A 10,694-nucleotide genomic window follows, 5' to 3' on the forward strand; every position below is an offset into this window, starting at 1 on the left:
TGTTCTTTTTGAACCTCCATTTTTTATCGCCTTGAATTTGTATCTTCAGCGTCCATTGACAGCGTTTTCATTAAAGGGTGGGCGCAACCAGGCTTTCTAACACTTATATTAACGTTATTCTATTGGTCTGTATACTCGATCAGGTATCACAAAGCATAATGGATGCGCGGCTACAACAATGGTACGAAAAAGAGGGCACTCAAAGGCATGAAAACCTTATGAGCACCCTCTTTTTTCTAAAAAGCTATTTATGGCACATAGAAATGCGCAAAATGCTCAAATCCCCGGGATACATAAGGGATTCAAGATTTTTTTACATCATGCCGCCCATGCCTGGTGCACCTGCCGGCATCTGCGGTTCCGGATGTTCTTCCGGCTTGTCTGCGACAACTGCTTCAGTCGTCAGCAGCATTGCGGATACGGAAGCAGCATTCTGCAGTGCAGAACGTGTCACTTTTGTCGGGTCAACGATTCCGGCTTCGATCATGTCTACCCATTGATCTTTTGCTGCGTCGTAGCCGATACCCGGTTTTTGAGCCTTCAGCTTTTCGACAATGACAGAGCCTTCAAGTCCTGCGTTTTCGCCGATCTGGCGCACTGGTTCTTCGAGAGCGCGAACGACAATGTTGATACCGGTCTTTTCATCGCCTTCAGCGTCGAGCGCCTGAACATTTCTAATGACATTGGCAAGCGCCGTACCGCCACCGGCAACAATACCTTCCTGAACGGCAGCGCGCGTTGAGTTCAGTGCGTCTTCGATGCGCAGCTTGCGTTCTTTCAGTTCGGTTTCCGTAGCAGCACCGACTTTGATCACAGCAACGCCGCCAGCAAGTTTTGCCAGACGTTCCTGCAGTTTTTCTTTATCAAAGTCAGATGTGGTTTCTTCCAATTGTGCTTTGATCTGGTTGACGCGTCCGGCAATCTTATCCGGTGCGCCAGCACCTTCAACGATCGTTGTGTTTTCTTTCGTAACAATAACTTTGCCGGCTGTACCAAGCTGATCGACAGTCGTTTCTTTCAGTTCCAGACCGAGGTCGCTTGTAATCACCTGACCGCCAGTCAATACGGCGATGTCTTCGAGCATTGCTTTTCTGCGGTCACCGAAGCCAGGCGCTTTAACTGCAACCACATTGAATGTACCGCGCAGTTTGTTCAGTACAAGTGTTGCCAGTGCTTCGCCTTCAACATCCTCAGCAATGATCAGCATCGGTTTGCCCTGCTGAACCACTTTTTCGAGAACAGGAAGGATTTCCTGAATATTGGAGATTTTCTTATCAGTAATCAGAATGTATGGATTGTCGAGAACAGCTTCCATCTTATCCTGATCGGTAACCATGTATGCGGAAGCATAGCCGCGATCAAACTGCATTCCTTCAACAACGTCGAGTTCCGTTGCAAAGCCTTTGGATTCTTCAAGCGTAACAACGCCGTCATTGCCAACCTTCTCCATTGCTTCGGCAATCAGTTCACCAACTTTTTCATCAGCAGCAGAAATAGCGGCAACCTGTGCAATCGATGCCTTGCCTTCGATTGGTTTTGAAATTTCTTTCAGACCTTCGACGGCAGCCTGTGTTGCCATTTCAATACCACGGCGAATGCCCATTGGGTTTGCACCGGAAGCAACGTTCTTCAGTCCTTCGCGAATCATGGATTGAGCCAGAACTGTCGCTGTTGTCGTCCCGTCGCCGGCCACATCATTCGTTTTGCTTGCGACTTCGGATACAAGACGTGCACCCATGTTTTCAAATTTATCTTCAAGTTCAATTTCTTTTGCAATCGTCACACCGTCGTTAGTAATGAGCGGTGAACCGTATTTCTTATCAAGTACAACATTGCGGCCTTTCGGTCCAAGCGTTACCTTCACTGCATCTGCCAGAATATCAACGCCGCGCAGCATGGAACGGCGTGCTTCTTCACCAAATTTAATGTCTTTTGCCATTGTGTATAGTCCCTCCTAAATTAAATAAGCTTGAGGATCTTTTGCCTGAAAAGCAAAGGATCGTTGTCAGTCAATCACAGCAAGAATGTCGTCCTGACGAACAACGAGGTACGTTTTGCCGTCATATTTTACTTCAGTGCCTGCATATTTTGAAAAGATTACTTTTTCTCCCTCTTTAACATCCAACGCAATGCGTTCGCCTTTATCGGATACCTTGCCGGCGCCAACAGCAACAACGCGACCTTCTTGCGGCTTTTCTTTTGCCGAGTCAGGAAGCACAATACCGCTTGCAGTTTTTTCTTCTTTTTCTTGTGGTTCGATCACAATACGATCACCCAATGGCTTTAACATGTAGAAATACCCTCCTTAAAAATGTTAAGTTAAGTACTTTGTTAGCACTCTAATCACCTGAGTGCTAATCCATTTAATATAATAATCAATTCATAATGGTTTTGCAAGTTTTTCCTCAAAATAAATCCACCGTTTGATGTGCGGAATAAGCAGAAGCGGGATAATTGAAATTGGCTGTGTTAAAATAGAGGACAATGAGCCAGTGACCGCGCTCCGAATCGGCCGTGCACCCATCCGCTCACAGAAGATAGAAAACAATACTCCAGATATGAGGTGTCTGATTTTGGCTTTACGCTATACATTGATTGTTCTCGTTTATCTTGCATGTGTGCTCTCGCCGATCCTTCCCGTATTTCCGCGTTCAGCGCCTGCATATGGCAATACGTATACTGCCATCTTTATTTCGACCCTGCTTCTTGTTGCTCTGCTTCTGATTCCTGAACGCAGGATTGCGCGCGGCGCCGCAGCTTCCATCGGTGAGTCAATTGCCTGGGCCATTTGCGGCATCTTTATTCTCTATGTGCTTCAAATTGCGTCCACGCTGATTAACAATCTGATTTTTGGGCAGCCGCTTGCTTCAGAGCATACGGAGGAAATTGTGCGTTTGACGCGCGGAGCGCCGTTTTTTGTGTTAACTGTGAGTATTATTGGCCCGATGCTTGAAGAAATTGTCTTCCGCAAAATTTTCTTCGGCAGCATGAAAAGAAAGCTCGGCTTCTTTTTTGCTGCTCTGTTCAGCTCACTCGCTTTCGCTGCTTTTCATTTTGATTTCAGCCATCTGCTTACCTATTTCGTTATCGGTTTCTTCTTATGCTATGCCTATCATAAAACCGGCCGGATCTGGGTGCCGATGTTTATGCATGCATCAATGAACGCCATTGTGGTTCTGGCCAGCATGTTCTTGCGCATGCCGAGTAACGTCAGCTGGATCCACTGGCTGTGCTGATCAAAAACAGTGTTTAAATAGAATGCCACCTGGCACCTGTTAAAAATTCATGCTGCTTCTCATCGCGGGACTCCTCATGGCAGCCGGACGCAGCACAAATTAAAATGCGCCTGCAAAAAAGCGGAGAATCATTGATTGTTCAGTGATTCTCCGCTTTTATCTGTCCGATTATTCTTCTTCATCAAGCGCAGTTAAAATGAGCGGGCCTTCTTTCGTAATCGCCAGCGTGTGCTCATACTGCGCGGACAGTGACCCATCGATCGTACGCGCTGTCCATCCGTTCGGGTCCACCTTCGAACGCCAGTCACCAATATTCAGCATAGGTTCAATCGTAATTGTCATGCCTTCCCGGAGACGCAAACCGCGTCCTGGACGTCCGTAATGAGCAACCGGCGGATCTTCGTGCATCGTCGGACCGATGCCGTGTCCGACAAATTCACGCACAACGCTTAGCCCCTCTGCCTCCGCATAGGCCTGGATCGCGTAGCCGATATCGCCGAGGCGGTTTCCGATCACCGCCTGTTCGATTCCTCTATACAGCGATTTCTCTGTAGTCTCCAGCAAATGTTTTGCTTCATCCGAAATATCGCCGACCGCATAGCTCCATGCCGAATCGGACATGGCTCCGTTCAGGTTAACAACCATGTCAATCGTCACAATATCACCGTTTTTCAGCGGTTTTTTATTCGGAAAGCCGTGGCAGATTTCATCATTTACCGATGCACAGGTTGCATACTTATATCCCTGAAATCCTTTTTCCTCTGGGATCGCTCCGTGCTTTTCCAGAAATTCGTTGACGAATTCCTCAATCTCCCACGTCGTCACGCCGGGCCGAATCATTGATTTAATATGCTGGTGCGCCCGGGCAAGCAGTTCGCCGGACTTTTTCATTTCAGCAATTTCTTTTTGTGACTTGAGTTGAATCATTCCTTCATTCCACCTTATTTTTCAAAGCGCTTTTTGCGGGCAGACTGAATGCAACCGCAGCACATGCGCTTTCTCACATTCGATTCGCGTTGCACTTGTATTTTACCACTTACTCATTGAGAATTCCTTTGTTCCATCGCATGATTCAGAAAATAAATGAGTGCCTGCAGTTCCACAGTCATGTCTACATGGCGGACATAGACATTCGAAGGCAGAGACAGGGTCGTCGGCGAAAAATTCAAAAAGCCGCGGATGCCCGATGCAAGCGCCAGATCTGCCGCTTCCTGTGCATGGGCGGCAGGGACGGTCAGAATCGCTGCAGTAATGTCATGATTGTCCGCCCCGGCAAGTTCGTCCATCGCGCAAATTTCCGTGCCGCTGATCTCCGTGCCTATTTTTTTCGGATCAACATCATAAGCCCTGACAATCTTTGTGTTATTGTTCTTCTGAAAATTATGATTAAGCAGTGCCGTGCCCAGATGACCAACTCCAATGAGCACAACCTTGGACAATTCATCCTGATAGAGCGTTTTCCTGAGAAACTCCATCAAATGCTGTGTATCGTATCCATAGCCTTTTCTTCCAAGCGCGCCGAAATAGGAAAAATCTTTGCGGATGGTTGTTGAGTCAATCTGCACCAGATTTCCGAATTCCGATGATGAAATGCGTGTTTTTCCTATAGTGACCAAGTGCTGTAGCGTCCGATAATACAGCGGCAGTCGCTCAGCCGTCGCCTGAGGTACATGTTGGCTCGACATAGCGGCGTTCCCCCCCCAATTCATCAATACAATAAATCGCCGCAGTATAGCTGCGTGTCTAGATTCACTATACTATATTCAGCACCTTTTTTGTTCCTTTTTTCACAACACTGATTGTTAAATGCTTGGTCCCCCGTTAATTTCAGGAACGTTTTCGCGAATGATCAACCCGCTGCAGGAGGCCCTGTCATTCTATAGCATCATTTATAAGCAGTTGCCGAATAAATTGCGAGTAGGCTAAAATAGATCTATCTATAATATTGAACGGATTCAGGCACTGAATTCATATGCCAAAATCTGAACTTACTTTGAATGCTCCTGAGGTGAACAGCCATGTTGCTCCTGCAAACAAACGAGATCAGTAAATCGTTTGTCACTGATCTTGTTTTATCAAATATTTCGATTGATATAAAGCTTGGCGAACGTGTGGCGCTGGTCGGTCGTAATGGCGCTGGAAAATCGACACTGCTGAAGATCATTGCCGGTGAGATGACACCAGACAGCGGCGAAGTGATTATGCCCAAAGACCGCACCATGGGCTATCTGCCGCAGAACGCAACGCTTGATTCTACACGCGGTATTTACGAGGAACTGCTTTCGGTTTTCGCTCCGCTGATTGCACTTGAAAAGAAAATGCATACGATGGAAGTACGGATGGCGGATCCCGGAAGCTTCAACAATCCTGGAGACTACGAACAATTGCTGAATGCCTATGACCATCTTCAGGCCGATTTCCGTACAAAAGGCGGTTTCACTTATCAGGCGGAAACGCGCAGTGTTTTAAATGGCTTGAATTTCGGCGGTTTCCCCGATGATACTCCGGTCAGCAATTTATCTGGAGGGCAGAAAACGCAGCTTGCACTTGGCAAACTGCTGCTGATCAAGCCGGATCTGCTGGTTCTCGACGAACCGACCAACCATCTGGACATTGAAACACTGTCGTGGCTGGAGGGCTATCTGCAGCGTTATAGCGGCAGCGTGCTCGTTGTCTCGCACGACCGTTATTTTCTTGATAAAATTGCGACTAAAGTATATGAAATCGCCAGGCATAAAGTGCGCAGATATACCGGAAACTATTCGCGATATCTTGAACAGCGGGCGGCAGAATTCGAAAGTGAAATGAAAGCCTATGACAAGCAGCAAAAAGAAGTTGCAAAGCTTAAAGATTTTGTCCAGAAAAATATCGTGCGTGCCTCTACGACAAAACGCGCGCAAAGCAGGCGCAAACAGCTGGAAAAAATGGAGCTGATGGATAAGCCTGTAGTGGATGCCAAGTCAGCGTCCTTCACGTTTGATATTGAAAAGCAGAGCGGACGCGACGTACTGGCCGCCTCCCATATGGATGTCGGTTACGGCAATCGGCCACCGATGATCCGGGATCTCAGCTTTCAAATCAGCCGCGGCGACCGTGTAGCGCTGGTCGGACCGAACGGTATCGGCAAATCGACCCTGCTCAAAGCAGTTTCCAGTGGTGAAACCCGCCGTGCCGGCGATGTACGGCTCGGCAGCAACGTCAGCATCGGTTACTACGATCAGGAACAGAAAAGCCTGAATCCGGTGAATACGGTGCTTAATGAACTGTGGGACGATTATCCGCTTAAACCGGAGGGCGAGATACGCACCATTCTTGGTGGCTTTCTTTTTTCCGGCGATGACGTCGCCAAAACCGTCGCTCAGCTGAGTGGCGGTGAGAAAGCACGCCTCATGCTGGCAAAACTGATGATGCGTCATGACAATTTATTAATTCTTGACGAACCGACCAACCATCTGGATCTCGACAGCAAAGAGGTACTGGAAGGTGCGTTAATCGATTATCCGGGAACGATTCTGTTCGTTTCACACGACCGATATTTTATTAACAATATCGCAAATCGTGTCTTCGAACTCACGCGAGAGGGAATAACTGAATATCTTGGCGACTACGATTACTACATCGATAAGAAAACCGAGCAACAGCAGATCGCCGAGCTGGAAGCAACGCCTGATTCCGCAACCAGGAAAGAAGCTCCAGCCACCGACGGCAGAGAACAGTTCCTTAAAGATAAAGAACTGAAAAAGAAGAAAAGACAGCTCACACGTTTCATTGCACAGGCAGAGGACGAAATCAGTACACTTGAATCACAAATTGAGCAAAGCAAACAGTCGCTGCTTCAGCCCGACGTTTTTAATAACACAAAAAAATCAAAGGAAACTCAGGAACAAATTGAGGAAAATGAGGCGCACCTCGAAAAGTTGATTGATGATTGGGAATCCGCTCAATTAGAATTGGATACAATAGATCAGGAAACATGATATCCACAGTAAAATATGTGTTTATCCACAGGACGGTGCACTTATCCCCAGATTATCCAGTTAATAAAAGAACTTATTCAGCAATCGTGGATAAGTTCTTTTTAATCGACTGAACGCATTTATCCACAGGTGGATAAGTTCCCATTGTCAGCAATCTGCTAGTGCTGTGCCCTGAATGGGCTGAAATTTATATAATTTTTTCTTGCATTCCTGGTCAAGATGCAAATCAGGAGATCGGAAACTGTCTCCGACCTCCTGACAATACGAACAACCTGCTCTTCTGAGTCATCAAAAGTCTTCAATTGCAAGGCTGGCCTTCCCGTTCAGGGACAGGTCGGCACGTGCGCCCTTTAAAAAGCCAATGGTTCCTGACGCAGCAATCATAGCCGCATTATCTGTACAAAGAGAAAGCGGCGGAATGACCAGCGGGATTCCCTGTGCCCGTGCGGCTTTTTCCATTTCCGAGCGAACCTTGCTGTTGGCCGATACACCGCCTGCAACAAGAATCTGCCGCGCCCGCATTTGCTTCGCCGCATACATTGTTTTCTTTACAAGCACTTCGCTGACGCTTTCCTGAAAACTTGCAGCAATATCAGTCGAATTTAATTCATGACCGCGCTGCTGTTCATTGTGCACATAATTAATGACTGCCGACTTTAATCCGCTGAAACTGAAATCAAGCGATCCTTCCTCAAGCCATGCCCGCGGAAAATCAATGGAAGGCCGTCCGCCTTGCGCCATTCGATCAATCTCCGGACCTCCTGGATAAGGCAGCCCCAGCGTTCGCGCCACTTTGTCAAATGCCTCACCGGCTGCATCATCTCGCGTTGTCCCTATCACTTCATATGAACCATGCTCCTTCATGGAGACAAGTTCGGTGTGCCCGCCAGATACCACGAGAGCAATGAGCGGAAACTCGAGTTCATGAACAAAACGGTTTGCATAGATATGCCCGGTAATATGATGAACCGGAACAAGCGGAAGCCCATGTACATAAGCCAAAGCCTTCGCCCCATTGACACCAACAAGCAAAGCACCAATCAGTCCAGGACCCTGGGTAACCGCAATGGCATCCAGATCTTCCCATGTGATCCCTGATTGATTCAATGCCTCTTCACAGATCACAGTTATCTGATCCACATGATGGCGTGAGGCCACTTCCGGCACGACCCCGCCAAAGCGCCGATGGATATCAATCTGAGAAGAAACCGCGTTCGATCGGATGACAGTCCCATTTTCGACAACCGCGGCCGCCGTCTCATCACAGCTTGTCTCAATGCCTAAAATCATCGTTTTCTTACTTACATCTATTTTCATAGCTTCACCCACATGACCAATGCATCTTCTCTATTGTTGGAATAATAGTTTTTTCGAATGCCGCCGTTACGGAACCCAAGTTTCCGGTATAAGCTCTGAGCAATTTTGTTGCTTACGCGTACTTCCAGGCTCATTGATTGCGCCTGCCGGGAAACGGCATACAGCATCACATGTCGCAACAGGGATTCGCCAACCTTTAACCCGCGATATCCCTCAAGTACTGCCAGATTTGTAATATGGGCCTCATCGACAATCACCCATACACCGCAGTAGCCAATAATTTTCCCGCAAAGATCAGCAACAAAATAGGACGCAAAGTGGTTATTTGTAATCTCATTTTCAAAAGCCTTTCGTGACCACGGAACATCAAAGGCACTGTGCTCTACGATCATCACCTGATCGATATCCGCAGCACTCATTTCACGAATCTTTACTGCACTTAAATCCATGCCTATCGCCCCTGTTTGGCCAGCCACTTCGCTTCGGCCTCAGCCAGACGAAGATACATTGGCAGGAAATGATGGATATCTGAAACAGGGGTTTTTCGTAATCCGATGCGCGCCAGCTCAGCAGCCCTCGGCACATTTTGTGTGCTTTCTCCAAGTGTCGCATAGGCTTCTTCCGCAATCAGCTTTCCCCACTTTTCCAGGTCATTGCTAAGAAAGAGCACAGGCCTGCCGCATTTGCGAAGTTCGGGGAGCCAGTCTTTGATCATCACTAATCGATCAGCAGCTGCGGGAATGATTTCTCCCTCTTTTTCTTCGTACAGCCCGGCGAACACCTGTCCCCGACGTGCATCGAAAAATGGTGCAATATAACCTGCGAAACCCCGTCCGTTTTGTGCAACGACTTCAAGACTTGATACTCCGACCAGTTCTTTTTTCCGGGTCCAGGCAATCATCTTGGCCACCGTCACGCCAATCCGCAAGCCGGTGTAGGAGCCAGGTCCTTCAGCAACAACAATCCGATCAAGATCTTCCGGTTTCAGGCCTGCCGCCTCAACCATTTGCGCGATTGCCGGCATCAGTCGTTCCGAATGATTTTTTCTGCTATTCGTGGTCAGTTCCGCCAGTACCTTGTCTTCCGTCGTTACGGCAACCCCCATTACTAAATTCGACGAATCAATTGCGAGCACGTTCATCGTTTACAATCTCCTCATAGATATGCTTGGATCTTCTGCCGCTTGCCCGGCATGTTATGACCCGTTCCGATTCACTCTTTCTATTAATTATGAAAGACAGAAGATCATCTGGAAGCCAGGATGGAATATTCTCCGCCCATTCAATAACGGTTACTCCCCCCTGATCAAAATAATCTTCAAGTCCAATGTCTTCTTCATCACTGATTCGGTATACATCCATATGATAAAGGGGCATTCGCCCGCTACGATACTCTTTCACAATTGTAAAGGTCGGGCTGTTTACCATTTCTCTGACACCAAGCCCTCTGGCTAATCCCTTGGCAAAAACCGTCTTTCCTGCTCCAAGATCTCCCGACAAAGTCAGCACATCGCCCGGCTGCAAATAGTCAGCAAGATGCGTTGAAAATTTGATCGTTTCCCCGGGAGAATGCGTGATCCACTGATGCATTTGAACATTCACCTTTTCAAGCGGTTTTAGTGCTTGCTGCTATCACACATCTAACTGCCACTAAAAACCCAATATACATTTAGTGTATCATAACTACGCAACAAATGCCCTTCGTGCAACGGTTACCTTCCAAAAAGTTGTTGCAACAGGATGGATGGCACGCTCAGGTGAACTTTTTCTCTTTCCCTGATCAGAGGTAAGTTTTTCAACTGGCCAAATATGGAATAAAATGATGGCAAAGCCGCCGTCGCACTTATACTATAATCCGCTGAATTTTAAACTTTCTTATAGCTTGAAAAATATTGAGCTGAAAAATAATCACTTTATTATTGATTGAAAACGACTGTACACAGATACTCGTTTATAAATCACTTACCCTAAATGAGCAATCATGCATTTTCGTCCATGGAACCATCACATGCATGCTGCATACAAAAACGGATACATCAAATACATTATCGGTTATTTTTCATGATTTAACGGTCATGCCGCCTCTAAAATTCCATGATCAGGTGGCAAAGAATTTTTTTCTTTACTGATCGGATCTGGTGATCTTGGTTATCTTCGTGATACCC

10 protein-coding genes are annotated in these 10,694 nt (G+C 47.1%); 2 read left to right on the forward strand and 8 right to left on the reverse strand.

What is annotated here, in order from left to right; translation table 11 throughout:
- Window positions 1-313 precede the first annotated feature (313 nt).
- Window positions 314-1,939, reverse strand: coding sequence for a chaperonin GroEL (gene groL / locus M3N64_RS13100; protein ID WP_249103553.1), 1,626 nt, complete (start codon window positions 1,937-1,939; stop codon window positions 314-316).
- A gap of 66 nt (window positions 1,940-2,005) precedes the next feature.
- Window positions 2,006-2,290: a co-chaperone GroES gene (groES, locus tag M3N64_RS13105; RefSeq protein ID WP_249103555.1), complete on the reverse strand. Its 285-nt coding sequence runs from the start codon at window positions 2,288-2,290 to the stop codon at window positions 2,006-2,008.
- A gap of 283 nt (window positions 2,291-2,573) precedes the next feature.
- Here groES and M3N64_RS13110 point away from each other — a divergent pair, with 283 nt between their 5' ends.
- Window positions 2,574-3,236, forward strand: coding sequence for a CPBP family intramembrane glutamic endopeptidase (locus tag M3N64_RS13110; RefSeq protein WP_249103557.1), 663 nt, complete (start codon window positions 2,574-2,576; stop codon window positions 3,234-3,236).
- 168 nt (window positions 3,237-3,404) lie between these two features.
- Here the strand turns inward: M3N64_RS13110 and map are convergent, their stop codons facing one another.
- On the reverse strand, window positions 3,405-4,163 hold the full coding sequence (map, locus tag M3N64_RS13115) for a type I methionyl aminopeptidase (RefSeq protein ID WP_249103559.1): 759 nt from the start codon (window positions 4,161-4,163) through the stop codon (window positions 3,405-3,407).
- A gap of 113 nt (window positions 4,164-4,276) precedes the next feature.
- Window positions 4,277-4,921: a redox-sensing transcriptional repressor Rex gene (locus M3N64_RS13120; RefSeq protein ID WP_249103561.1), complete on the reverse strand. Its 645-nt coding sequence runs from the start codon at window positions 4,919-4,921 to the stop codon at window positions 4,277-4,279.
- Between the two features lie 333 nt (window positions 4,922-5,254).
- Between M3N64_RS13120 and M3N64_RS13125 the strand changes: the two genes are divergently transcribed.
- Window positions 5,255-7,213: an ABC-F family ATP-binding cassette domain-containing protein gene (locus M3N64_RS13125; RefSeq protein ID WP_249103563.1), complete on the forward strand. Its 1,959-nt coding sequence runs from the start codon at window positions 5,255-5,257 to the stop codon at window positions 7,211-7,213.
- 288 nt (window positions 7,214-7,501) lie between these two features.
- Here the strand turns inward: M3N64_RS13125 and tsaD are convergent, their stop codons facing one another.
- Genes tsaD through tsaE form a run of 4 tightly spaced genes read right to left on the reverse strand, consistent with a single transcriptional unit; the run spans window position 7,502 to window position 10,119 of the window.
- Window positions 7,502-8,530, reverse strand: a complete 1,029-nt coding sequence (gene tsaD, locus M3N64_RS13130) for a tRNA (adenosine(37)-N6)-threonylcarbamoyltransferase complex transferase subunit TsaD (protein WP_249103565.1) — start codon at window positions 8,528-8,530, stop codon at window positions 7,502-7,504.
- The gene (rimI, locus tag M3N64_RS13135; RefSeq protein ID WP_249103567.1) at window positions 8,527-8,979 is read right to left on the reverse strand and encodes a ribosomal protein S18-alanine N-acetyltransferase; all 453 of its coding nucleotides are present in this window, start codon (window positions 8,977-8,979) and stop codon (window positions 8,527-8,529) included. The genes tsaD and rimI overlap by 4 nt, the downstream gene beginning before the upstream one ends.
- 2 nt (window positions 8,980-8,981) lie before the next feature.
- A complete protein-coding gene (gene tsaB / locus M3N64_RS13140) occupies window positions 8,982-9,671 on the reverse strand; it encodes a tRNA (adenosine(37)-N6)-threonylcarbamoyltransferase complex dimerization subunit type 1 TsaB (RefSeq protein WP_249103569.1) in 690 nt (229 codons plus the stop codon).
- Entirely contained in the window at window positions 9,652-10,119 is a 468-nt protein-coding gene (gene tsaE / locus M3N64_RS13145) for a tRNA (adenosine(37)-N6)-threonylcarbamoyltransferase complex ATPase subunit type 1 TsaE (protein ID WP_249103571.1), read from the reverse strand. Before tsaE ends, tsaB begins: the two co-directional genes overlap by 20 nt.
- Window positions 10,120-10,694: the final 575 nt, after the last annotated feature.

The sequence above is a fragment of the Sporolactobacillus mangiferae genome (genome assembly GCF_023336505.1).
Taxonomy (GTDB): Bacteria; Bacillota; Bacilli; order Bacillales; family Sporolactobacillaceae; genus Sporolactobacillus; species Sporolactobacillus mangiferae.